Below are 22,729 nucleotides of genomic sequence, written 5' to 3'. Positions count from 1 at the left end.
GAACCCGAAAGCGCATAGATCAGCGTCTGGGAAACCGTTCGAGAGAGATTTGCTATGGGTTCATTTTCGATTTGGCACTGGATGATCGTTCTGGTGATCGTGCTGCTGGTCTTCGGCCGCGGCAAGATCCCCGAGCTGATGGGCGACATGGCCAAGGGCATCAAGAGCTTCAAGAAGGGCATGGCGGACGACGACGCTGCCGAGGACAAGCGTACCGTCGAACACCGTGCCGACGAAACCGTTTCGGTACCGAAGGAAAAGGCCAGCAAAAGCTGAGCCCAAACTTTAGTCGGAACGTATAGCCATGTTCGAAGTCGGCTGGACCGAGATGCTGGTGATCGCGATCGTCATGATCGTGGTCGTCGGGCCCAAGGATTTGCCCAACATGCTGCGCACCTTCGGCCGCACAACGGCGAAGCTGCGCGCCATGGCTTCCGATTTCCAGCGGCAGTTCAACGATGCGTTGAAGGAAGCCGAGCTCGACGACGTCAAGAAGTCGGTCGATTCGCTGAGAAGCCTCAATCCGGCAGCCGAGATCAGGAAGCAGCTCAATCCCTTCGAGCAGGCCGCCGCCGACGTCCGTTCCGGCGTCGACGCAGTGATGAAACCCAAGCCGGCCGTCGATGCCGCCGCTTCGACAGAGCAGACAGCCGAGCCGCTGAAGAACGGCGCAACGACGATGCCGGGCGTCAGCCCGCCGGAGCCGACGCCGGCCACGTCGATCTTTCCGGCGATGACGGACGAGTCCGTCGTAGCGCCGGCAGTGCAGGTGCAAACGGCTGCAGCGGCCGTGCCGAAAAAAGCACCTGCGGCAAAGAAGAAGCCAGCGCCCGCGAAAGCCGCGGCCGCCGCGCCGGCCAAGCCGGCAAAGACCGCTGCGCCGAAGGCTGCCGCAAAAGCTGAGCAAAAAGCGCAGTCGTCAGCGGCGAAGAAGCCGGCGTCAGCAACGAAGAAGCCGGCCGCCAGGAAAACGGCGGGAGCCGCCAAGTGAGCGTTTCGGACAAGGAAAAGGACGAGATAGAAAAATCGTCGGCTCCGCTGATGGAGCACCTGATCGAGTTGCGCCGGCGGCTGATCTGGTCGATTGGCGGTTTTTTTGTTGCCTTCCTGGTCTGCTTCTTTTTCGCCAAGCGGCTGTTCAACCTTCTGGTCATTCCGTTCAGATGGGCGACCCAATGGGCCGGGCTCGACCCGCACAAGGTCGAGCTGATCTATACGGCGCCACAGGAGTTCTTCTTTACCCAGGTCAAGCTCGCCATGTTCGGCGGCATGGTCATCGCCTTTCCGCTGATCGCCACGCAGATCTACAAATTCATCGCGCCCGGCCTCTACAAAAACGAGCGCAACGCCTTCCTGCCGTTCCTGATCGCCTCGCCAATCCTGTTCCTGATGGGCGCATCGCTGGTCTATTTCTTCTTCACGCCGATGGTGATGTGGTTCTTCCTCGCCATGCAGCAGACCGGCACCAACGACCAGGTGCAGATTTCGCTGCTGCCGAAAGTGTCCGAATATCTCAGCCTGATCATGACGCTGATCTTCTCCTTCGGCCTGGTGTTCCAGCTGCCGGTGGTGACAAGCCTGATGACGCGGGTCGGCATGCTGTCGTCCACGGCCCTGGCCGAGAAGCGCAAATGGGCGATCGTCATCGCCTTCGTGGTGGCGGCGGTGCTGACGCCGCCCGACCCGATGAGCCAGATCGGCCTCGCCATTCCGACGATCCTGCTCTACGAGGTCTCGATCTGGTCGGCCCGGCTGATCGAACGCAGCAAGGAGCGCGACCGTGTGGCCCGCGAAAAGCAGGACGCCACCGAAGAGGTGGCCGAAAAGCCGGCGGACGCGTCTTCGACGTAGGTTCGGTTGAAGCGGGCAGCATTTTTTTGCCGGCCATGGCAACTTTGTTCTTGCTTTGTGCCGGCAGCTATGCTACTAATTTAAGTATGGTGCCAATTGGCTCCAAAAACCCGCCTCTCGAGGCGGGTTTTTGTTTCCGGGGTTCTTTCGATCGAACGTTGCGTGTGCTGCCTACCTGAGGTCGGCGCGAAGGAACTCTGCCTTGACGTCTTGTATCGATGCGGTTTACGCCCTCTGGTCTTTGTTTTGGGCATTTCCTTGCCCCGAAACCGCCGTGCCGAGGACGAACAGACCATGCTTGACATCAAATGGATTCGCGACAACCCAAAGGCCCTTGTCGAAGCGCTGAAGAAGCGCTCGTGGTCGGCTGAGGATGCGCAGTCCACGGTCGACGACCTGATCGCCGCGGATGAGGCGCGGCGCGAGCATCTGACCGAGCTGCAGACCAGGCAGGAACGCCGCAACGCCGCATCGAAGGAGATCGGCAATGCCATGCGCTCGGGCGATGCAGCTCTTGCCGAAAGGCTGAAGGCCGAGGTCGGCGAGATCAAGGCCTTCATCCAGAATGGCGAGGCGCGCGAGCGCGAGCTCGACAAGGCGCTGAACGATGCGTTGGCAGTGCTGCCAAACGTGCCGTTCGACGACGTGCCGGTCGGCAAGGACGAGCACGACAACGTCGTCAAGCGCGTCGTCGGCGAGGTGCCGACGCGGCCGAACTGGGTGAAGGAGCATTTCGAGATCGGCGAAGCGCTCGGCATGATGGATTTCGAGCGGGCAGCACGGCTTTCCGGCTCGCGCTTCACCGTGCTCAAAAGCGGCCTGGCGCGGATGGAACGCGCGCTCGGCCAGTTCATGCTGGACCTGCACACCACCGAGCACGGCTATGTAGAGATCCAGCCGCCGTTGATGGTGCGCGACGAGGTGCTTTTCGGGACCGGGCAACTGCCGAAATTCGAGGAGGATTTATTCTTCGTTCGGCACGGGGACGGCAGGCTTGGCCTAATCCCAACCGCCGAAGTGCCGCTCACCAATCTCGTTCGCGACGAGATCACGCCGCACGAAAAACTGCCGCTGCGCTATACGGCGCTGACGCCGTGCTTCCGCTCCGAGGCGGGCTCGGCCGGGCGCGACACGCGCGGCATGCTGCGCCAGCACCAGTTCTACAAGGTCGAGCTGGTGTCGATCACCGACCAGGAGACTTCGGTTGCCGAGCATGAGCGCATGATCGAATGCGCCGAGGAGGTGCTGAAGCGGCTCGGCCTGCCGTTCCGCACCGTGACGCTGTGCACCGGCGACATGGGCTTTGGCGCGCGCAAGACCTACGACATCGAGGTCTGGCTGTCCGGCCAGAATGCCTATCGCGAGATATCGTCGTGCTCGGTATGCGGCGATTTCCAGGCGCGGCGCATGGACGCCCGCTACAAGGACAAAGACGGCAAGGGCAACCGCTTCGTCCACACGCTGAACGGTTCCGGCACCGCCGTCGGCCGCGCTCTCATTGCCGTCATCGAAAATTACCAGAACGAGGACGGCAGCGTAACCATTCCTGAAGCGCTTCGGCCTTACATGGGCGGTCTCGCAAAGATCGAATCATCGAAGTGACAAGCTTGTCGGCCCCGCGTTCCTTCGCGCCCCCCTCTGTCCTGCCGGACATCTCCCCCTCAAGGGGGGAGATTGCGCCGTCATCACAGCTTTCGCCAACTGTTGGCGTAGCAAGGAAGGCGGCGGCTACGGAATTGCCGATCTCCCCCCTTGAGGGGGAGATGTCAAGCGGTGGAAAAGAGGGCAGGACAGAGGGGGGTATCGTAGAGCGCTGCCGTCAATCCAATTCTGCAAAGGCGGTCTCATGCGCATCCTTCTGACCAACGACGACGGCATCCATGCCGAGGGCCTTGCATCACTCGAACGCATCGCGCGCACGCTGTCGGACGACGTCTGGGTGGTGGCACCGGAACAGGATCAGTCCGGCTATGCGCATTCGCTGTCGATCTCGGAGCCGCTGCGGCTCAGGAAAATCGGCGAAAAGCACTTTGCGGTGCGCGGAACGCCGACCGACTGTGTCATCATGGGCGTGAAGAAGATCCTGCCCGAAGCGCCTGACCTGATCCTGTCCGGCGTCAATTCCGGCGCCAACATCGCCGACGACGTCACCTATTCGGGCACGGTCGCCGGCGCCATGGAAGGCGCGCTGCTCGGCGTGCGATCGATCGCCATCAGCCAGGCCTATTCCTATGTCGGCGAGGACCGCGTCGTTCCCTACGAGACGACCGAAGCGCTGGCGCCGGCCCTGCTCGAAAAGCTCGTCGCCATGCCGTTGCCGGACGGCGTGCTGCTCAACGTCAATTTTCCGAACTGTGCGCCGGAAGAGATCGCCGGAACTGTAGTCACTTCGCAGGGCAAGCTGGTCCACAGCCTGTGGGTCGACGAGCGGCGCGACGGGCGCGGCCTGCCTTACTACTGGCTGCGCTTCGGCCGCGAGCCGGTCGAGGGCAAGCAAGGCACCGACCTCCATGCCTTGCGCAATCGGCTGGTGTCGGTGACGCCGCTGCAGCTCGATCTCACCGCGCATGAAATCCGCGATCAACTGGCCAAGGCGCTCGCATGAACTTGAACCACGCTGCAACGGTCGACGAGCGCGAAGGTTTCGCTGCCTTCCTGCTTCGTCTGCGCGGCAGGGGGACGGTGCCGAAGGCGCTGATCGCCGCCTTCGAGGCGACGCCGCGGCGCGGCTTTCTGTCTCCGCATTTCCACCCGATAGCCTGGTCGGACCGTATGCTGCCGATCGAATGCGGCGAGGCCATCGAAGGCGCCGACCTGCAGGCGGCGGTGATCGCGGCACTTGCCATCGAGCCGGGCAACCGGGTGCTCGAGATCGGCACCGGGTCCGGCTACACGGCGGCGGTGATGTCGCGGCTTGCCGCGCGGATCGTCACCATCGACCGTTACAAGACGCTGGCCGAACAGGCCCGGCAGCGGCTCGAGGCGCTCGCCATCGGCAATGTCATCGTGCGCCAGGCGGACGGTTCCAACGGGCTGGCCAACGAAGCGCCGTTCGACCGCATCGTCGCCTGGGCGGCCTTCGACAGCCTGCCGCGCTTTCTCCTCGACCAATTGTCGAGCGGCGGCATCGTCATCGCGCCGATCGGACCCGACGAAGGCGAGCAGGTGCTGGCCAAGCTGACCAAGGTCGGCAGCCGCTTCGAACGCGAGGATATCGGCCTGGTGCGCCTGCAGCCGATCCTGCACGGTGTCGCCGCGGTGATCTAGGCTGTGTCGATATTCAGGTTAGGCCGGCCTGCAAATGGCGGCTTCCTCCACTTCCGGCCTTCGCCGGCCGAAGCATTCATAAGAGGTCGCGGCAGTTAAGGCTATGGCCGGCGTAGGCCGGTGCTCACGTACCCAAAAGTACGCTCCGCTCCGGTTCTCGGAACCCACCATTTTCGGCTCGGCCTGACCTGAATCTCGACACACCCGGCGCTCGATCCTCGAATATTTTAAGAAAATTTGCGTCTGATTCTACAAGTTTAACCGACCGGTAACATTAACGCGCTTTAATCACACTCAGTTGTACCGGGTCTGTGCGGGTTAGTGCGATGCAATTCAGTGTTTTGAAGGCAAACGGACGCAATCTGGCGCGTGGCTGCGCCGTCCTCATGATCGCAGGCGCTGCGACGGGGTGTAGTTCCCAGGTGGCGCGGTTCAACAGCGTCGATGACGTGTTCACCGCCTCGACCAACAACCAGCGCGCCATCATCGACAAGCAGGATGCTGCCCAGCCCTATCCGGGCGATGTTGCGGCCGCGCCGATCGACGGCAGCCACACCCAGTCGGTCAGCCGCTCAAGCCTCGAACCGGTTACGGGACAGCAGTTGCCACCGCCGGCTCCCGCCCTGGCACCCGCAGCCCGTCCGGTGCGTACCGCTGCCGCGCCGACCCTGGCGCCTGCCGCTCCTCGTGTCGACAGGACGGCAACCGGCACCGTCGCTCCGGCGGCAAGGCCGTTCAAGAACGCCGAGCCCGACGCGCCGCGCATGGCGACGGCCGCCGGCGCACCGCATGCAACCGAGATCGTCGTCAAGGACGGCGAGACCATTTCCGGCCTGTCACGGCGCTACGGCGTGCCGGCCGATGCCATCATGAAAGTAAACGGGCTGAGCGCGACCAAGGGGCTGAAGACCGGCCAGAAGCTCGTCATCCCGGCCTATGCGTATTCGAGCAACGGCGCCACGCCGAAAGTCGCCGACGCCAAGCCCGCGAACGGCACCAGGCACGACCAGCCGGCCGACGCGCCGGAGAAGGTGGCCGTGCTGCCGCAGCAGCCGAAGCTCAGGGAAGGCAAGTCTGCCGCGCAGGTGGACGCCTCGGCTGCCGCAAGCCAGCCGAAGGATGGAAAGACCGCGCCCAAAGTGGCTTCGGCGACGGCCAAGCCAGCCGGTGCTGGCGGCACCTACACGGTTCAGCAAGGCGATACGCTGTCGGCCATCGCCAGAAAGACCGGCGTCGGCGTCGTCGCGTTGAAGCAGGCGAACGGCATGCAGGATGGACTGCTCAAGATCGGCCAGACCCTGAAAGTGCCGGCAGGCGGAACCGCTGTCGTCGCCAGTGCGAAGCCGGCAAAGGTCGATCCGGTGACGACGGCCACCACCCAGCCGCCTGCCAAGGCCACGCCGACGCAGACGCTCGCCTCCTACACGCCGCCAAAGAAGGACGCGAAAGTCATCCAGCAGGCCGAGGACGACGATGCGGTGGCGCCGGACGCAACGGGCATCGGCAAGATGCGCTGGCCGGTGCGCGGCCGCGTGATCTCAAGCTTCGGCGGCGGCAAGGACGGCGTCGACATTGCCGTGCCCGAGGGGACGCCGGTCAAGGCAGCTGAAAACGGCGTCGTCATCTATGCCGGTGACGGCCTCAAGGAATTCGGCAACACGGTGCTGGTGCGGCACGAAAACGGTCTGGTCACTGTCTACGGCCACGCCAGCTCGATCGAGGTGCAGCGCGGCCAAAAGGTCAAGCGCGGCCAGGAAATCGCCCTGTCCGGCATGAGCGGCACCACCGACTCGCCGAAACTGCATTTCGAAGTGCGCAAGAACTCGGCGCCGGTCGATCCTTCGACCTATCTCGAATAGAAGACGAAAGCGATTTGCGGGCCACTTGACCTTCAGCCCGCCGAGGAAGTCCGCTCCGCAAGGTGCGGGCTTCTTCTGCTGTTAGTCCTTGAGCGGCTAATCCTTCAGCGATTTGCCGAGCCGGCCTGCCAGATCCTGGGTGAACTGCCAGGCGACGCGGCCCGAACGGCTGCCGCGCGTCGTCGCCCATTCCAGCGCCTCGGCGCGCAGCGTCTCGGGATCGATGGCGAGATCGTGATGGCGGACATAGCCTTCGATCATGTCGAGATATTCGTCCTGCGAACATTTGTGGAAGCCAAGCCACAGGCCGAAACGGTCCGACAGCGAAACCTTTTCCTCGACCGCTTCGGACGGATTGATCGCCGTCGAGCGCTCATTGTCGATCATGTCGCGCGGCAACAGATGCCGCCGGTTCGAGGTGGCGTAGAAGATGACGTTGGCCGGGCGGCCCTCGACGCCGCCTTCAAGCGCTGCCTTCAGCGATTTATAGGACGTGTCGTCATGGTCGAATGACAGGTCGTCGCAAAACAGGATGAAGCGGAAGGGTGCCGCCTTCAGCAGTCCCATCAGCTTCGGCAGCGTGTCGATGTCTTCGCGATGGATCTCGATAAGCTTGAGCGGCAGGTCGAGCTTGGCCGAAGCGTTGACCGCGGCGTGCACCGCCTTGACCAGCGACGATTTGCCCATGCCGCGCGCGCCCCACAACAGCACGTTGTTGGCGGCGTAGCCGGAGGCGAAGCGCTCGGTGTTGTCGACCAATATGTCGCGGACGCGGTCGACGCCGCGGATCAGGCCGATGTCGACGCGGTTGACCTTGCGCACCGGTTCCAGATAGCCGGGATCGGCCTGCCAGACGAAGCAATCGGCCTCGCCGAGGTTGGTTTGCGGCACCGGCGGCGGGGCGAGGCGGGCGACCGCCTCGATCAGGCGGTCGAGCTTCTGGCTCAGGATATCGATGCTGCTGTCGGTCATCTCTTGTCTTTTTTGTTTTCGCATTCAGGACGGTGCGGCAGGCCAACCTGCCTGATTTCAGCGGTTTCGAAACTCGTCCCAAGCATTTGTTCGGGCATGATCTTTTGCTGAAACCGAGCGTCGCTTTTCGGGATCACCCTCTAACACGGCTCACCAGGCCGGAAAAGCAGCCGATTTGCCCGGCGGCGCAGTTGCATTGGCAACGTTACCGACTATATTCCGGCCAAATTTGGCGGGGCCGTCTTCACAGGATACGGTTTGGCGGCTGTTTTTCAAAATTCAGGAGTACCTCGATGTTCGTGACACCGGCATACGCCCAAGGCATCGGCGGGGACTCGTCCGCAATGTTTATCCAGATCGTGCCGTTTGCGCTGATTTTCGTGATCATGTATTTTCTGATCATCCGGCCGCAGCGCACGCAGCTGAAGAAGCGCGGCGAGATGCTTTCGGCGATCCGCCGCGGCGATACGGTGGTCACCGGCGGCGGCTTCGTCGGCAAGGTGACCAAGGTGATCGATGACAATGAGCTCGAAGTCGACCTTGGCGGCATCAAGGTGACGGCACTGCGCTCGACGATCGCCGACGTGCGCGTCAAGGGCGAGCCGGTGGCGAACCAGAACGCCAAGAAATAACCGAATTGTCGGCGGAACGATCCGCGGGCAGGGCTCTGACGAACGACGGCATATGTTCCACCTTTGGCGCCTGAAGATGATCCTGACGTGGTTTGCCGTAGCCAGCACGGTTATCTTCCACACGACCAATATCTTCGCGGCCGGTTTGCATACCATGCGACCAGAATGGCTTGCCGAAAGCCAGTCAACCGTTGAAGCAAGCCAGCAAGATGGTCCACACATCCTGCTCAGGTTGGATGTGTCCGACGTGATCGAGGGCCGGCTGAAAGCAACACGCGACGAGGTCCGGTTGCTGCTACGCGAAGCCAGAATCGGCTATACCGGCCTTGCCAGTTCGGGTCGAACCGTTCAGGTGCACATAACAGATCCGGCTCAGCTCGATGTCGCCAAGGCGACACTCAAAACGGTGACCGATCCTGTCGCGGACAGCGGTGTCCAGGAAATGACCCTGGACGACAGTGGGCCCGGCCTGCTCAAATTCATCGTAACGGATGCAGGTTTGAAGTATCGAACTTCGGCCGCGCTTGCACAGTCGGTTGAGGTCATCAAAGATCGTATCCGCGACCTGGGCGCCCACCCGGTGGTTCGGTCAACGAATGAAGACGGCATATTGGTCCGCACGTCGGGCGTTGCCGATCCGCAAAGGCTAGGACAAATTCTCACCCGGCCCGGTCACCTGAGCTTCCAACTCGTTGATCAATCGATGCCAGTCGACGAGGCAATCAGCGCCCGCCCGCCCGTTGGCTCGGCGGTTTTTTATTCGGTGGACGATCCTCCGGTTCCCTACTTGATCGAAAATCGGGTTATCCTTTCAGGTAAAAATGTACTGGATGCGCAAGCAAACCGCAATTTGGCGACCGATGAGCCTGTCGTCTCATTCCGGCTTGATTCCCGGGGTACGGCGCGTTTCAAATGGGCTACGACGCAGTATATTGGCAAGCCGTTTGCAGTTATTTTAGACGATAAGGTTATTTCGGCGCCTGTTATCCGAGAGCCCATTGAAGGCGGCACCGGTCAGATATCGGGAAATTTCACCGCTGAAAGCGCCAATGACCTCGCCCTGCTGCTGCGCACCGGCCCCTTGCCAGCAAGATTGACAATCGCCGAGGAAGCACGATAGGGCCGGCCGTGGTCAGAATTAGAAATATGCCCGTAAACCGACCGATGGCGGAATGCTGCCGCTTGTACGCCTGAACGGATAAGAACTGATGCTTTATTTTTCGCGCTTCAAGATGATCCTGATCTGGCTGGCCGTGGCCGCCACGGTGGTCCTCGCTGCGCCCAATCTTTTTTCCGCCAGCACGCTGGCCAAGTTGCCCGACTGGGTGCCGAAGCGGCAGATGACGCTCGGCCTCGACCTGCAGGGCGGCTCGCACATCCTGCTCAGGATGGATCCGAACGATCTGATCAAGGATCGACTGGAGACGACACGCGACGAAATCAGGACGCTGCTGCGCGATGCCAAGATCGGCTATACGGGCCTTTCCGGAACGGGCCGCACGGTGCAGGTCCGCATCACCGATCCCGCACGGATCGACGCTGCCAAGACAGCCTTGAAACCATTGACCAATCCGGTGGCCGCCGGCCTGTTCAGCGGCGGCTCCGTCCAGGAGATGACGCTGGATGATTCCGAGCCCGGCCTGCTCAAATTTGCCGTCACCGATGCGGGGATCAAATATCGCACCTCGACGGCGCTGACGCAGGCGATCCAGGTTGTCGAGCGTCGCGTCAACGAACTCGGCACCACCGAGCCGATCGTGCAGCGGCAAGGCGACGACCGAATCCTGGTGCAGGTGCCTGGTCTGCAGGATCCGCAACGGCTGAAGGAAATTCTTGGCCAGACCGCAAAGCTGACCTTCCAGATGGTCGACCAATCGATGCCGGTGCAGGATGCGCTGAACGGCCGTCCGCCGCCGGGATCCTCGGTGCTGTATTCGCAGGACGACCCGCCGGTTCCGTACCTGATCGAGAACCGCGTCATCGTTTCGGGCGAAAACCTCGTCGATGCCCAGGCGACGTTCAACTCCCAGACCAACGAGCCGGTCGTTTCGTTCCGCTTCGATTCAAAAGGAGCGCAGCGGTTCGGCCAGGCGACGTCACAGAATGTCGGCAAACTGTTTGCCATCATCCTCGACAATCAGGTGATTTCTGCACCGCGGATCAACGAACCGATCCCCGGCGGCAGCGGCCAGATATCGGGGAATTTCACCGCCGAGAGCGCCAACGACCTCGCCGTGCTGCTGCGTGCCGGCGCCTTGCCGGCGACGCTGACGGTGATCGAAGAGCGCACCGTGGGTCCTGGACTTGGCCAGGATTCCATCCACGCCGGAAAGGTCGCCGGCATCATCGGCTCGATCCTCGTCGTGGCGTTCATGTTCGTCGCCTACGGTTTCCTCGGCTTCCTCGCCAACATCGCGCTGGCGGTGCATGTGGCGATGATCGTCGGGCTGCTGTCGCTGCTTGGAGCAACGCTGACCCTGCCCGGTATCGCCGGTATCGTGCTGACCATCGGCATGGCGGTCGACTCGAACGTTCTCATCTACGAACGCATCCGCGAAGAGCGGCGTGCTGGGCGCTCGGTCATCCAGGCGATCGATACCGGTTTCAGCAAGGCGCTGGCGACCATCGTCGATTCCAACGTCACCTCGCTGATCGCGACCGTGGTGCTGTTCTGGCTCGGAACAGGGCCGGTGAAGGGCTTTGCCGTCACCTATGCCATCGGTATCCTGACCACGGTCTTCACCGCCTTCACCTTCACCCGCCTGCTGGTGTCGATCTGGCTTCGCCGTGCCCGTCCGAAGGAGTTGCCGCGGGCGCCGGTGACCTTCATTCCGCCCGGAACCAGAATTCCGTTCATGGGCATCCGCCGTTGGACCTTTGCGTTGTCGAGCGTGCTTTCGATCCTGTCGGTCGTCGGCTTCATGACCATCGACATCAATTATGGCATCGATTTCAAGGGCGGCTCACTGATCGAGGTGAAGTCCAAGGCCGGCAACGCCGATCTGGCTGACATCCGCGGCAGGCTGACGGAGCTCAATATCGGCGAGGTGCAGGTTCAGCAGTTCGGCGAGCCGAACGACGTGCTGATCCGCGTCGGTACGCAGGAGGGCGGCGAGAATGCCGAGCAGACCGTCATCGACAAGGTGCGCGGCGAGCTGCAGGACCAGTATGATTTTCGCCGCGTCGAAGTGGTCGGGCCGACGGTCTCGGGCGAGCTCGCCAAGCAAGGCACCATCGCCATGCTTGTCGCGCTGCTCGGCATCCTGATCTATGTCTGGTTCCGCTTCGAATGGCAATTCGCGGTCGGCGCCATCGTTGCGACGGTGCACGACGTGGTCATGACGATCGGCTTCTTCGTCCTCACAGGGCTGGAATTCAACCAGTCGTCGCTGGCGGCGATCCTCACCATCATCGGTTATTCGCTCAACGACACGATCGTCGTCTATGACCGTGTTCGCGAGGATCTGCGAAAATATAAACGAATGCCGCTGCCGCAATTGCTGAACAACGCTATCAACGAGACGCTGTCGAGAACGACGCTGACCTCGGTGACGACGATCCTGGCGCTGCTGGCGCTGGTGCTGTTCGGCGGCGAGGTGATCCGCTCGTTCACCATGGCCATGCTGTTCGGCGTCGTGTTCGGCACCTATTCGTCGATCTTTATCGCTGCGCCACTGCTTATCCTGTTCAAGCTGCGGCCGCAGGCCACAGCGTCCGATGAGGAAAAGCCGGTGGGCGGCGGCAAAGCCATAGCCACCTGACGGCCTGCCTCAAAAGTGGCCAAGGGCATCGTCATCCGCGAGGCGCATTTCCCCGGCCGCGCACCGATCGAGGCTTACGGCAATGGCGGTTTCCGCTTTGCCGACATGTCGCATCGCGGCTCGCTGCTGTGCCTGCCTTCTGGCATCTATGGCTGGGAGCCGGCCGATCCGCTGGCGCTGACGGCAGCGGATTTCGCCAAGCTGCTCAACGAGGCCGACAGGGTCGAAATCCTGCTGGTCGGCAGCGGCAAGGATCTGAGGCCATTGCCTGGAGCGCTGCGTACGGCGCTGAAAGAAGCGGGCATTTCCGCCGATCCGATGTCGACCGGGGCGGCGGTGCGGACCTATAATGTGCTGCTGGCGGAAGACCGCGCCGTGGCCGCAGCGCTCATCGCCGTCGACTGACGTGGCCGAAAACACCAAAGTCGTCATGGAGATGGTGCGTGCCGCCGACCATGACCGCTATCTCAGCGTGCTCTATGCGCCCGAGAACAAGCGCGACCCGCTGTTTTCGCTCTATGCCTTCAACGCCGAAATCGCCGGCATACGCGATCGCATCCACGAGGCGCTGCCGGGCGAGGTGCGGCTGCAATGGTGGCGCGATGTCATCGCAGCCGAAGACGATCGGGCTAAGGTCGGCCATCCCGTGGCGGACGCGCTGAGGGCGACGATTTCCGCTCACCGCCTGCCTAAGGCCGCTTTCGACAATATGCTCGAAGCGCGCATCTTCGATCTCTATGACGACCCGATGCCGTCGCGCACCGACCTCGAAGGCTATTGCGGCGAGACTGCCGCAGCACTCATCCAGCTTGCGGCGATGGTGCTCGATCCGATCGAAGCGCCACGCTTTGCCGAACTTGCCGGCAGGGCAGGTTGTGCGCAGGCGATGACCGGTCTCCTGCTTCTGCTGCCGCTGCATCGCAAGCGGGGACAGTGCTTTGTCCCGGCCGACATTTTGGCGGCGGCGGGATCGTCGCCGCAAGAATTCGTTACAGGCGACGGCGGGCCGGGCGCGGAACGCGCCGTCGCCGCGATGATCGCTCTGGCACGCGAGCATCTGTCCGCTTTCGAGCAGGGGGCGTCCGCTCTGCCGGTTTCGCTGCGACCGGCCTTTCTGCCGCTGGCTCTGACGGGCGTCTATCTCGGCAAGATGGACGGCTCCCGCCATTCACCGCTTGATGGCGCGGCGCGGCTCTCGGCCCTGCGCCGGCATTGGCTCTTGTTCCGGCGTGCGACGCAAGGCTGGCCGGTCGCATAGAGGCTGCCGCGTAGCCAACCCGACCGTTATTCCGCAGCCTCCGCCCGGGAAGGCAGCCCCAGCCATTCGCGGCAGTCGGCCAGAGCGCGCGATGTCACCGCGTGCCGCTTGGCGACCGTCTTGTCCTTGCCGCGCAGCCGCTTGCCTTCGATCTTTGGCGCGTCCACGGGCGGGAACAGGCCGAAATTGACGTTCATCGGCTGGAAGGAGCGCTTTCCCGTCTCGTCGTCGGAGACAATATGGCCACCGGTGATGTGGTTGAGCAGCGCGCCGAAGGCGGTGGTCAAGGGCGGCAGCGATGGTGCACGGCCAAGCCTTTCGGCGGCCGCGAAACGCCCGGCAAGCAGGCCGATGGCGGCACTCTCGACATAGCCCTCGCAGCCGGTGATCTGGCCGGCAAAACGCAGGCCGGGCCGCGACTTCAACTGCAGCGAAGCGTCGAGCAGCGTCGGCGAATTGATGTAGGTGTTGCGGTGCAGGCCGCCGAGGCGGGCGAACTCGGCATTCTCCAGCCCGGGGATGGTGCGGAAAATGCGCACCTGCTCGGCGTGCTTCAGCTTGGTCTGGAAGCCGACCATGTTGTAGAGCGTGCCCAGCGCATTGTCCTGGCGAAGCTGGACGACGGCATAGGCCTTTACGGACGGATTGTGCGCATTGGTCAGCCCCATCGGCTTCATCGGCCCGTAGCGCAATGTCTCGACGCCGCGCTCGGCCATCACCTCGATCGGCAGGCAGCCGTCGAAATAGGGCGTGCCTTCCCACTGCTTGAATTCGGTTTTCTGGCCGTCGACCAGCGCCTGCACGAAGGCAAGGTACTGCTCCTTGTCCATCGGGCAATTGATGTAGTCCTTGCCGGTGCCGCCGGGGCCGATCTTGTCGTAGCGCGACTGGAACCAGCAGATATCCATGTCGATCGTGTCGAAATGGACGATCGGCGCGATGGCATCGAAGAAGGCGAGTGCGTCGGCGCCGGTCACTTCGGCTATCGATTGGGCGAGCGAAGGCGCGGTCAGCGGGCCGGTGGCGATAATCGCCTGGTCCCAGTCCGCCGGCGGCAGGCCGGGCACTTCCTCGCGTCGAATGGTGATGAGCGGGTGGGCTTCGAGCTTCCGGGTTACCGCTTCGGAAAATCCGTCGCGGTCGACGGCGAGCGCACCGCCGGCCGGCACCTGGTGCGCATCGCCGGCGCTCATGATCAGCGAACCGGCCAGCCGCATTTCGGCGTGCAGAAGGCCGACGGCATTGGTTTGCGCATCGTCGGAGCGGAAGGAATTGGAACAGACGAGCTCGGCCAGCCCGTCGGTCTTGTGCGCGTCGGTACCGCGGACGGGACGCATTTCATGCAGGACAACGGGAACGCCCGCTTCGGCCACCTGCCAGGCGGCTTCGGAGCCGGCGAGACCGCCGCCGATGACGTGAATGGGAGTTTTGTTCATGAGCGCCGAAATAGTCGCTTGGCGCGAGGATTGCAATTACACGAATGAGCCGCGCTGTTGCCGCCAAGCGCTGCAATCGTCTACTATCGCGAATGGGTGGAAGTCTCGGGGTCTTTGCCAGAGCGACATTTCTGACAGTCGTGATTGCGGTAGGCGGATCAGCGGCCGCCGGCGAACTGGCCGCGACGGCTTCCAAGCGGATCCCCATATGCCACGGCTACGGTTGCAACTATCGCACGATGCTGGCGCTCGGCCCCAGTGACGGTGCGCGTTTCCGCTCTATCCTGCGTGCGGGCGCCGGTTCACCTCAGGCCGAGCGTTCCGCTATTTCGAAGGCGGTCCGCTATTTCGAGCAGCGCATTTTCCAGGCAATCGGCATTCGTGACCAGCCGAAGTCAGAATTCGGTGCATCGCGCATCAGGGGCCAAATGGATTGTGTCGACGAATCGACCAATACGCATGCGTTGCTGGTCTATCTTGCCGAGCGAAAACTGCTCAGGTTTCACAAGGTCGAGGACAGGGCCTCGCGAGGCCTGTTTGTCGACGGGCGCTATCCGCATTGGACGGCGGTGATCAGCGACCGCGGCGATACGGAATGGGTGGTGGATTCCTGGTATGCGCCGATGGGCGGCGCGCCGGATATTTTTCCGCTGAGCCAGTGGAAGGAACGGGGCGTGCTGAAAAGCGGGGCGCTGGACTGACGACAGGGCCGTCCCGCAAAGACGGCTCGCCCCAAAGCAGCTTCGGAGTGCCTAGACCTGAAAACAACAACACCCGCCGGGGGAGGAGGTCCGGCGGGTGTCGTTTTGTTGGCCGATCCTCGGGAGGAGGTGAAGATCGACCGTATTCGTCATCGCCGGGGAGGAGGTCGGCTTTGACGAAATTCTTTTCGCCATTTGAAAGGGCGCGAAACCCTTTTTAGAAACAACTTAGAAACGGCGCCCGCCGAGGGAGGAGGTCCGGCGGGCGCCGTTTTTGTGGTCAACCCTCGGGAGGAGGTGAAGGCTGACCGTATCCGTCAGGATCGGGGAGGAGGTCGACCCTGGCGAAATTCTTGTGGTTAGATCGCCCTGCGAGCGACCATCTTGATCTCGTCGCGGACGATGCCGAGATCGTTGAGCTGGCGGTTGGACAGGCGACCCAGCTCGGTAACCGTCTCGCGGTAGACGCGCCAGTTACGATAGTTGCGGATCAGGTTCATTGTCGTTCTCTTTTCAAAACTAGTTCGGACCATTTGCGGCCCGAAGGGTTAGACCGCCTTGCGGGCGACGTGGTGAATGTCGCTGCGGCTGATGCCGAGGTCGGTCAGTTCACGGGTGCTCAGGCGGCTCAGCTCGGACACGGTGTCCCTATAGCGGCGCCAGTTGCGATAGTTGCGGATCAGGTTCATGGTATTCTCGTTTCGTCTTTCTTTCGGATCATTCCGTCTTTGCGTGCACCGTGAAAATAGGTGGGGTCATATCGATTTAAAAGCGCTATTGGTGCATGGCAGCAATGCAAATTGTGCAATGCAACATTAACGCGCGTCCGGCTTTCCGCCCAAATCGGAAAATGCCGTTAGGTCAAACGCTTGGGCGTACGAGCTAAAAGGACGAAGCGAAAGGGGAGGGGCAATGGCGAGCTATTCGTCACGGGTCAGGTCGGATATCGCGCGATGGCAGCAGGCTGGCCTGATCGACGCGCCGACAGCCAATGCGCTGACGCGCGACGTAGAAGCCAGCGAACGCAAATCGCTGAGCTTCGGCTCGATCCTGGCGATGATGGCGGCGCTGTTGTTCGGCGCGGCTATCCTGATCTTCATCGCCGCCAACTGGGAAGTCATTCCGAGGCTGGTGCGGGTCGCAACACTCTTTGCCGTTATCCTTGCCGGCTATGTCGGCGGCGCGGTGCTGAAGATGCGCGACCATGCGGCGATCGGCGAGGCGCTGTGGATCGTCGCGGCGGCGGCATTCGGCGGATCGATCGCGCTGATCGGCCAGATGTATCATTTGTCGGGCGACGAGGCCTCGGCCTTGATCGCCTGGGGCGTCGGCACGGCGCTGGCGGCGGTGGCGCTGCGCTCAAACCCGCTGACCGTCGCTGCCGTCGGCATCGCCGATGCCTGGCTGTTCCTGAGAGGGTTCGACTACTTCCGGCGCACGGAATTTCCGCATCTCTTCGTGGTCATGGCGCTGGTTCTCTTCGCCGTTTCGTTCTGGACGCGCAGCCAGGCTGCGCGCCACCTGATCATCCTGTCGGTCCTCTTCTACCTCGTGCTGTTGGTCATGCAATACGACACGCTGCAAGTTGCCATCCCGCTCGTTGCCGCGTCGGTGCTGCTTTTTACCGCTGCGATCTTTGCTGCCGGGCCGGTCGACAGGATCTTGCAACTGGGTGGCAGGCTGCCCTTGCACGCGCTGATCGGCTTTCTCACCGGCCTGGCGATGATCCAATTCGAACTGGCGGATGAAAGCAGCTACAATAGCGGCTTCGCCATTGCCTCGGCTGTTGCGCTGGCCGGCATTGTCGCGGCGATCGTGCTGGGCGGCCGCGAGAGCCGGGGGTTGCGCTGGGTTGCCTATGCGGGCTTCGCCTTCGAACTCGCCATCATCTATGTGGTGATGCTGCAATCAATGCTCGACACGGCAGGCTTCTTCCTTGCGGCGGCGGTGCTTCTCGCCGTTCTGGCTTTTATTATCATCCGCATAGAAAAGCGCATGAACGCCCCGAACATGACAGGAGCGGCGGCATGATGACCGGCAAGAGACTGATCATCTCGGCGATAGTGCTGGCGCTTGTCCAGATCGGCTTCCTGAGCTGGATCATCGCCGGACGTGCGGCGATCCTGCGCGACGGCAAGCAGGTTCTGCTCAAGGTCGAGCCGATCGATCCGCGCGATCTCTTGCGCGGTGACTACATTCGGCTCGGCTACGACATTTCGCGCATACCGGTGAAGCTGATCGGCAACATTCCGGCCGGCAAGCTTTCCAGCGTTGAAACGTCGATCGTGGTCAGGCTGAAGCAGGGCGCCGATGGCTATTGGGGGCCGACCGCGGCTTGGTTCGGGCAAGCGCCGGCGCCGGCAGCATCCGGTGAAGCCGATATCGTCGGACACGTCTCCGAGGGCTGGGATATCAGCCAGGGAGAAACGACGATCGCGCCGGAGTACGGCATCGAGCGCTTCTATCTGCCGGAAGGCGAGGGGATAGCGATCCAGAACGACATGCGGGTGCGGCCGTTCGGCATCCGCGTGGCGATCGCGGCCAACGGCACGGCGCAAATCAAGGCCTTGGTGGACGGCGACAAGACACTGTTCGAGGAGCCGCTTTACTAGATCGCGCTACGGCCTTGGCAATGATCCTCCTTCGCCAAGGCTTCGGAGGAGCTTCGAGTGGCCTGCCACCCGAAGCTCGAAGAACGAAGGGTGGTGCGGATGAAGGGACTCGAACCCCCACGCCTTTCGGCACTGGAACCTAAATCCAGGGCGTCTACCAATTCCGCCACATCCGCATTGCCCGGCCAATCCCATGTAGCCATCATTCTGTCAATGTCAGGGCCGATATCGGCATCATTGGCCGGAATGCAAAGATGGTTGAAAATCAGCGTCGCCTGTGACAAAAGGCGTGTCGAATGTGACGGGACGCGACGATCCGCTTCTGCAGAATGTGATAAGAAGTAGGAAAAACAAAGACTTATTCACATTTTGGAGCGTATTTCTGGAGGATTTGTGCCGCGTTGGGCGGACAGATCGCCAAGTCCCGCACCAAAAGCCATTCCCGGCAAGATCATACCGGCAGGCTGTAAACGGCAGGGGCCGTTTGACGGCCTCATTGGTGGAAACAAAGGTTTTATGATGCAGGTCACCGAAACGCTCAACTCCGGTCTCAAGCGCGAGATCAAGATCACCGTGCCGGCCGGTGACATGGAAGCCAAGCTGATGGCGCGGCTCTCCGATGCCAGGAACAAGGTCCGCATCAACGGCTTCCGCCCGGGCAAGGTGCCGGTGCAGCACCTGCGCAAGGTCTACGGCAAATCGTTCATGGCCGAAGTGGTCAACGAGATCCTCAACGATTCGACCCGTTCGATCATCACCGGGCGCGGCGAAAAGGCCGCCATGCAGCCCGAAGTGATCATGACGGAGGACGAGAAGGAGGCCGAGAAGATCCTGGCCGGCGGCGCCGACTTCGAGTTCCGCCTGAACTATGAGGTCATTCCGCCGATCGAGATCAAGGATTTCTCCGACATCAAGGTGACGCGCCAGGTGTTCGACGTGCCGGATGAAGAGATCGACGAGCAGGTCAAGCGTGTCGCTGAATCCGCCCGCACCTACGAGCCGAAGACCGGCAAGGCCGCCGAGGGCGACCGCGTGACTATCGATTATGTCGGCAAGATCGACGGCGAAGCCTTCAACGGCGGCGCCGGCACCGATCAGCCGCTGGTACTCGGCTCCAAGGAATTCATCCCCGGCTTCGAGGACCAGCTGGTCGGCAGCAAGGCTGGCGACGAGAAGCAGATCACGGTAACCTTCCCGGAAAACTACCAGGCGGCGCATCTGGCCGGCAAGGAAGCCACTTTCGACGTGACCGTCAAGGAAGTGTCGAAGCCCGGCGAACTTGAGATCAACGACGAGATGGCCAAAAACCTCGGCCTGGAGTCGCTGGAGCGCCTGCGCGTGGTGGTGCGCGGTCAGATCGAAAATCAGTTCGGCTCGATGACGCGCCAGAAGGTCAAGCGCCAGTTGCTCGACCAACTCGACGCCGCCTACTCGTTCGAGGCGCCGTCCAAGCTCGTCGAGGCCGAGTTCAACAACATCTGGAACCAGGTCAACCGCGATCTCGAAGCCGCCGGGCGCACCTTTGCCGACGAAGAGACGACGGAAGAAGAAGCGCGTGCCGAATATATGCGGCTTGCCGAGCGCCGCGTGCGTCTCGGCCTGGTTCTCGCCGAAATCGGCGAGAAGGCCGGCGTCACCGTGACGGACGAGGAATTGCAGCGCGGCCTGTTCGAGCAGGTGCGCCGCTATCCGGCCAACCAGCAGCAGGAAGCCTTCGAATTCTATCGCAACAATCCCGAAGCGCTGAATACGTTGCGCGCGCCCATGTTCGAAGAGAAGGTGGTCGACCATCTGCTCGGCCAGATTTCGGTCACCGATGTCAAGGTCAGCAAGGAAGAGTTGCTGGCCGACGACGAGGATACGGAGACGACCAAAGCGAAGCCGGCAAAGAAGCCGGCCGCGAAAAAAGCCGACGCCAAGAAGGCCGACGACGACGCTGAAGAGCCGAAGAAAAAGGCCGCGCCGAAGAAGAAGGCCGCCAAGGACGCTGAATAACGTCCCTGCTGAATTCCGAAAGGCCGCCTTCTCGAGGCGGCCTTTTTCGTTGTGGCGCAGACGCAACGGATTTCACGCATCTGGCGGTCGAGGTGGCGATACGAAGCTTTGATGATTATCTGCGCAGGGTTGCTGACCGCAGCGGTTGTTGGAGGCATCGTTGAGACAGTTCTTCGGTATCGGAAGCGTGATGGCGGCGGCATTCCTGCTTGCGTCGGTCTGCGGGATCGCTCAGGCTGATACGGTTCTCGACAACTGGCGGTTCGACAAGACCAGCGATGGCCTTGTCACCGCCTCGCTGTACGCGACCAACAAGCTCATCACCGGCGGCGGCGCATTGAGTTACAGCCCGGTATTGACGATCGCCTGCCGGACCGCCGGCGAACCGCGTTGGAGCGAATGGCTGCAGCTGAGCGACACCGTTTCCGCCAGCCGAACCATCGCCATGTCGGTGACTGTCGGCCAATCCGGCAAGCTCAACGAAAGCTGGTCGGTCGGCCCGCGCAGCAGGATGCTGGTCCGCGACGGTGCCGACGGCATCAGACGACTGATTTCCGCGGACCGGCTGCTGCTGTCCTGGCGGTTCGGGCTGCTGTCGGGGCGCGGCAAAGCCGAGTTTGACCTCGCCGGAGTTGAAGAGGCCGTCGGCCGGATCGCCACCACCTGCAACACCAAATTGCCTTGAGCGGATTGTCCGCATTAATCCATTGCATGATCGAACTCTACCTGCCGGCCGGGTTCTGTGGTATGTAGGTGCCGCAACTCCAGGCAGTGGATATCCGTTCTGCCATTCAAGAGCGCATGCCAGCGGACTAGATGTCGGCCTGTGCAGGTCAGCCAGGGCAAATTGGCGATCAGGGAGGAAATGCCATGCGTGCCATCGTGTTTTTTATCGTCATGTCCGTCGCGACCGTCATTGCCGGCCCCTCGTGGGCCCAGGATGCCGCGGCAGGTGAGAAGGTCTTCGCCAAATGCAAGGTCTGCCACGTCGCGGACAAGGATCAGAACAAGGTCGGTCCGTCGTTGAACGGCGTCATCGGCCGAACGGCCGGCACGCATCCGGGGTTCAGCTATTCCAAGGCGATGACCGAAGCTGGCAAGTCCGGCGTCAAATGGGATGAGGCCACGCTGACGACCTACCTTCGCGATCCCAAGGCGATGGTCAAAGGAACGAAGATGGCGTTTCCCGGCCTCAAGAAAGACGAGGACATCGCCAATGTCATTGCCTACCTGAAGCAATTCTCCAAATAACGCGGCTCTTCCGCCGGATCTTGGTATCGCAAACAGGTCGGGGCATAGCCTCGGCCGCAATCTGCCGGCAGCGTCAGGTGGGGAGGCGGCTCGTTGCAAAAAAGACATTGGCCGGCTAGGCTGCCGTTCCCATCGGTGGTCGTCTGAATGTCGACTGAAGAAAGCCGTCTCAAGGATACTGGCATCCGCCTCTCGGAGGCGACGGCGGGTGATTTCTTTGCGCTTTTGAAACCGCGAGTCATGGCGCTTGCCGTTTTTACCGCCTTCGTCGGCCTGATGATGGCGCCCGGCGTAATGAATCCAGTTATCGCCGTAATCGCCATCGGCGCAATTGCGGTCGGAGCAGGAGCCGCCGGCGCGCTCAATATGTGGTACGACGCAGACATAGACCCCTTGATGTCTCGCACGTCCAAGCGACCAATTCCGTCCGGTCGCGTCACGCCTGGCGAAGCTCTCGGCTTCGGTCTGGTGCTTTCCGCACTGTCGGTCGTGACGCTCGGCGTGCTGGTGGGGTGGCTTGCCGCATCGCTGTTGGCGTTCACCATCTTTTTCTACGTCGTTATCTACACGATGTGGCTGAAGCGCTCGACGCCACAGAACATCGTCATAGGCGGCGCGGCAGGCGCCCTTCCTCCGGTGATCGGGTGGGCGGCTGCAACCGGCGCTATCGGTATTGAAAGTCTCATTCTGTTTCTGATCATTTTCCTCTGGACGCCGCCTCATTTCTGGGCGCTGGCCCTTTTCAAGGTCGGCGACTATGCCGCGGCGGGTATCCCGATGATGCCGAATGTGGCCGGCCAGCACTCGACCAGAAAACAAATCTTCGCCTATTCGCTGCTCTTGGCGCCAATCGGCGTTCTCCCTTGGGGCTTTGGCTTCGCGAGCGGATATTACGGCACTGTTTCAGCCGCATTGGGCGCAGGTTTCATTTGGCAGGCCTGGAAGGTTCTCGTCGCCGACAAGGAGATGAAGCCGGCAAAGGCGCTGTTTGCGTATTCGATTGTCTATCTTTTCGCAATCTTTGCGGCGCTGCTTGCCGACACCATTGTAATGCGGGTGGTCGCGTCAGCCGGCTATTGACCCCTGCTCAAAACATCACGTCGGCAGAGCACAAAATCCAAGCAACAGCAGAAT

At 62.0% G+C, this 22,729-nt stretch carries 23 protein-coding genes and 1 tRNA gene; 19 read left to right on the top strand and 5 right to left on the bottom strand.

The genetic code is table 11. The annotated features are described in order from the left end of the window. The first annotated feature begins 54 nt into the window (after positions 1-54). From NKJ40_RS17090 to NKJ40_RS17060, 7 genes are all read left to right on the top strand, one after another. On the top strand, positions 55-276 hold the full coding sequence (locus NKJ40_RS17090) for a twin-arginine translocase TatA/TatE family subunit (protein ID WP_352467011.1): 222 nt from the start codon (positions 55-57) through the stop codon (positions 274-276). A 28-nt stretch (positions 277-304) separates the two neighbouring features. Continuing rightward, the gene (gene tatB, locus NKJ40_RS17085; protein ID WP_352467010.1) at positions 305-991 is read left to right on the top strand and encodes a Sec-independent protein translocase protein TatB; all 687 of its coding nucleotides are present in this window, start codon (positions 305-307) and stop codon (positions 989-991) included. Continuing rightward, a complete protein-coding gene (tatC, locus tag NKJ40_RS17080; RefSeq protein WP_023678927.1) occupies positions 988-1,851 on the top strand; it encodes a twin-arginine translocase subunit TatC in 864 nt (287 codons plus the stop codon). Before tatB ends, tatC begins: the two co-directional genes overlap by 4 nt. Positions 1,852-2,145: 294 nt before the next feature. Continuing rightward, positions 2,146-3,453, top strand: a complete 1,308-nt coding sequence (gene serS / locus NKJ40_RS17075) for a serine--tRNA ligase (RefSeq protein ID WP_352467009.1) — start codon at positions 2,146-2,148, stop codon at positions 3,451-3,453. Positions 3,454-3,697: 244 nt separating this feature from the next. Next, positions 3,698-4,456, top strand: coding sequence for a 5'/3'-nucleotidase SurE (gene surE / locus NKJ40_RS17070; protein ID WP_352467008.1), 759 nt, complete (start codon positions 3,698-3,700; stop codon positions 4,454-4,456). Beyond that, positions 4,453-5,118, top strand: coding sequence for a protein-L-isoaspartate(D-aspartate) O-methyltransferase (locus NKJ40_RS17065; protein ID WP_023678924.1), 666 nt, complete (start codon positions 4,453-4,455; stop codon positions 5,116-5,118). Before surE ends, NKJ40_RS17065 begins: the two co-directional genes overlap by 4 nt. A gap of 326 nt (positions 5,119-5,444) precedes the next feature. Then, positions 5,445-6,977, top strand: a complete 1,533-nt coding sequence (locus NKJ40_RS17060; protein WP_023678923.1) for a peptidoglycan DD-metalloendopeptidase family protein — start codon at positions 5,445-5,447, stop codon at positions 6,975-6,977. Between the two features lie 96 nt (positions 6,978-7,073). Here the strand turns inward: NKJ40_RS17060 and NKJ40_RS17055 are convergent, their stop codons facing one another. Beyond that, entirely contained in the window at positions 7,074-7,949 is an 876-nt protein-coding gene (locus NKJ40_RS17055; RefSeq protein ID WP_352467007.1) for an ATP-binding protein, read from the bottom strand. A gap of 293 nt (positions 7,950-8,242) precedes the next feature. Here NKJ40_RS17055 and yajC point away from each other — a divergent pair, with 293 nt between their 5' ends. The 5 genes from yajC to NKJ40_RS17030 all read left to right on the top strand — a co-directional run bounded on the left by yajC (position 8,243) and on the right by NKJ40_RS17030 (position 13,600). Next, positions 8,243-8,581: a preprotein translocase subunit YajC gene (yajC, locus tag NKJ40_RS17050; RefSeq protein ID WP_352467006.1), complete on the top strand. Its 339-nt coding sequence runs from the start codon at positions 8,243-8,245 to the stop codon at positions 8,579-8,581. Between the two features lie 76 nt (positions 8,582-8,657). After that, positions 8,658-9,701 carry a SecDF P1 head subdomain-containing protein gene (locus tag NKJ40_RS17045; RefSeq protein WP_352467005.1) on the top strand — a complete coding sequence of 348 codons (1,044 nt, stop codon included), beginning with the start codon at positions 8,658-8,660 and terminating at the stop codon, positions 9,699-9,701. A gap of 88 nt (positions 9,702-9,789) precedes the next feature. Next, on the top strand, positions 9,790-12,342 hold the full coding sequence (gene secDF / locus NKJ40_RS17040; RefSeq protein WP_352467004.1) for a protein translocase subunit SecDF: 2,553 nt from the start codon (positions 9,790-9,792) through the stop codon (positions 12,340-12,342). Between the two features lie 15 nt (positions 12,343-12,357). After that, the gene (locus NKJ40_RS17035; RefSeq protein WP_352467003.1) at positions 12,358-12,747 is read left to right on the top strand and encodes an Mth938-like domain-containing protein; all 390 of its coding nucleotides are present in this window, start codon (positions 12,358-12,360) and stop codon (positions 12,745-12,747) included. Between the two features lie 25 nt (positions 12,748-12,772). Then, the gene (locus NKJ40_RS17030; protein ID WP_502903726.1) at positions 12,773-13,600 is read left to right on the top strand and encodes a phytoene/squalene synthase family protein; all 828 of its coding nucleotides are present in this window, start codon (positions 12,773-12,775) and stop codon (positions 13,598-13,600) included. A gap of 26 nt (positions 13,601-13,626) precedes the next feature. Here the strand turns inward: NKJ40_RS17030 and trmFO are convergent, their stop codons facing one another. Beyond that, on the bottom strand, positions 13,627-15,036 hold the full coding sequence (trmFO, locus tag NKJ40_RS17025; RefSeq protein WP_352467001.1) for a methylenetetrahydrofolate--tRNA-(uracil(54)-C(5))-methyltransferase (FADH(2)-oxidizing) TrmFO: 1,410 nt from the start codon (positions 15,034-15,036) through the stop codon (positions 13,627-13,629). 44 nt (positions 15,037-15,080) lie between these two features. Here trmFO and NKJ40_RS17020 point away from each other — a divergent pair, with 44 nt between their 5' ends. Then, positions 15,081-15,737: a hypothetical protein gene (locus NKJ40_RS17020; RefSeq protein ID WP_352467000.1), complete on the top strand. Its 657-nt coding sequence runs from the start codon at positions 15,081-15,083 to the stop codon at positions 15,735-15,737. A 359-nt stretch (positions 15,738-16,096) separates the two neighbouring features. On the opposite strand, the gene NKJ40_RS17015 is transcribed toward NKJ40_RS17020, so the two are convergent. Next, positions 16,097-16,237: a DUF1127 domain-containing protein gene (locus NKJ40_RS17015; RefSeq protein WP_023678914.1), complete on the bottom strand. Its 141-nt coding sequence runs from the start codon at positions 16,235-16,237 to the stop codon at positions 16,097-16,099. 48 nt (positions 16,238-16,285) lie between these two features. Then, positions 16,286-16,426, bottom strand: a complete 141-nt coding sequence (locus NKJ40_RS17010; RefSeq protein WP_292659883.1) for a DUF1127 domain-containing protein — start codon at positions 16,424-16,426, stop codon at positions 16,286-16,288. A 223-nt stretch (positions 16,427-16,649) separates the two neighbouring features. On the opposite strand from NKJ40_RS17010, the gene NKJ40_RS17005 reads away from it, so the two are divergent. Together NKJ40_RS17005 and NKJ40_RS17000 are read left to right on the top strand one after the other, a co-directional pair. After that, the gene (locus tag NKJ40_RS17005) at positions 16,650-17,768 is read left to right on the top strand and encodes a DUF2157 domain-containing protein (protein WP_352466999.1); all 1,119 of its coding nucleotides are present in this window, start codon (positions 16,650-16,652) and stop codon (positions 17,766-17,768) included. Then, positions 17,765-18,349 (top strand): GDYXXLXY domain-containing protein, encoded by a 585-nt coding sequence (locus tag NKJ40_RS17000; protein ID WP_352466998.1) that lies wholly within the window; start codon positions 17,765-17,767, stop codon positions 18,347-18,349. Before NKJ40_RS17005 ends, NKJ40_RS17000 begins: the two co-directional genes overlap by 4 nt. Before the next feature lie 91 nt (positions 18,350-18,440). Here the strand turns inward: NKJ40_RS17000 and NKJ40_RS16995 are convergent. Continuing rightward, positions 18,441-18,525 (bottom strand) — tRNA-Leu (locus NKJ40_RS16995). 343 nt (positions 18,526-18,868) lie between these two features. Between NKJ40_RS16995 and tig the strand changes: the two genes are divergently transcribed. The 4 genes from tig to NKJ40_RS16975 all read left to right on the top strand — a co-directional run bounded on the left by tig (position 18,869) and on the right by NKJ40_RS16975 (position 22,675). Next, a complete protein-coding gene (gene tig / locus NKJ40_RS16990) occupies positions 18,869-20,344 on the top strand; it encodes a trigger factor (RefSeq protein ID WP_352467047.1) in 1,476 nt (491 codons plus the stop codon). Positions 20,345-20,534: 190 nt separating this feature from the next. Then, on the top strand, positions 20,535-21,029 hold the full coding sequence (locus NKJ40_RS16985) for a hypothetical protein (RefSeq protein ID WP_352466997.1): 495 nt from the start codon (positions 20,535-20,537) through the stop codon (positions 21,027-21,029). A 212-nt stretch (positions 21,030-21,241) separates the two neighbouring features. Next, a complete protein-coding gene (locus NKJ40_RS16980) occupies positions 21,242-21,595 on the top strand; it encodes a c-type cytochrome (RefSeq protein ID WP_502903725.1) in 354 nt (117 codons plus the stop codon). Positions 21,596-21,742: 147 nt separating this feature from the next. Beyond that, positions 21,743-22,675 (top strand): heme o synthase, encoded by a 933-nt coding sequence (locus NKJ40_RS16975; protein WP_352466995.1) that lies wholly within the window; start codon positions 21,743-21,745, stop codon positions 22,673-22,675. Positions 22,676-22,729 lie beyond the last annotated feature (54 nt).

The organism is Mesorhizobium sp. M0119 (assembly GCF_040322615.1).
Taxonomy (GTDB): domain Bacteria; phylum Pseudomonadota; class Alphaproteobacteria; order Rhizobiales; family Rhizobiaceae; genus Mesorhizobium.
The sequence above is the reverse complement of the archived record's forward strand: the minus strand, read 5'-3'. Positions and strand labels throughout refer to the sequence as shown.